Consider the following 977-nt stretch of genomic DNA (forward strand, 5'->3'; position numbering starts at 1 on the left):
GCTGCGCCCGGACGCGGTGCCACCGCCCCCGGCGGGGCTCGGCGATCCGGGCTACGTGCTGCTGCACCCCGGTTCGGCCGCCCAGGCCCGGGGCTGCCCACCCGAACTGGCCGAGCGGATCGCCCGGACGCTGGTCGCCGCGGGTCACCGGGTGGTGGTGACCGGCGGCCCGGACGAGACCGACCTGACCGCCCGGGTCGCCGCCGCCGGCGCTGTCGACCTCGGCGGGCGGACCGACCTGGCCCAACTCGCCGCCGTCGTGGCAGGCGCCGGGGCCCTGGTGGTGGGCAACACCGGCCCGGCGCACCTGGCGGCCGCGTTCGGCACGCCGGTGGTCAGCCTCTTCGCGCCCACCGTCCCGTTCGGACAGTGGGGGCCCTGGCGGGTGCCCACCGTCCGCCTCGGCGACGCCACCGCCGCCTGCCGGGACACCCGGGCCGCACGCTGCCCGGTCCCCGGGCACCCCTGCCTCAGCGGGGTCCGGCCGGAGCAGGTCCTCGACGCGCTGCGGCTGCTCGGCGTACGCCCGGCGGGGCGGCCGGACGCGCGGGCCGCGACGGACGGCCGGCCGCCGCCGACGCGAGCCGGCGCGGCCCCGGTCGGCGCCGCCGGCGGGAGTGGTCGATGAACGTCCTGCTCTGGCACGTGCACGGCTCCTGGACCACCTCGTTCGTGCACGGCAAGCACCGCTACCTGATCCCGGTCACCCCCGACCGCGGCCCCTACGGCCTCGGCCGCGCCCGCACCTACCCCTGGCCCGACACCGCCGTCGAGATCACCCCCGACCACCTCGCCACCACCGACGTCGACCTGGTCATCCTGCAACGACCCGAGGAACTCGACCTCGCCACCGAATGGCTCGGCCGCCGACCCGGCCACGACCTGCCCGCCATCTACGTCGAACACAACACCCCCAAGGACGGCCAGGTGCCCAACAGCCGGCACCCGATGGCCGACCGCGACGACCTGCTCATCGC

The 977-nt window shown here is 77.6% G+C and carries 1 protein-coding gene and 1 pseudogene; both read left to right on the forward strand.

Annotation, left to right across the window (positions count from 1 at the left end; genetic code table 11):
- Positions 1 to 628, forward strand: a 628-nt coding sequence (locus Q3W71_RS30880) for a glycosyltransferase family 9 protein (RefSeq protein WP_302923009.1), incomplete at its 5' end; no start/stop codon positions are given.
- Positions 625 to 977, forward strand: a pseudogene (locus Q3W71_RS30885) (glycosyltransferase family 1 protein); the annotation flags it as partial. The gene Q3W71_RS30880 and the pseudogene Q3W71_RS30885, both read left to right, overlap by 4 nt.

Source organism: Micromonospora sp. C28SCA-DRY-2 (genome assembly GCF_030519475.1).
Taxonomy (GTDB): Bacteria; Actinomycetota; Actinomycetes; order Mycobacteriales; family Micromonosporaceae; genus Micromonospora.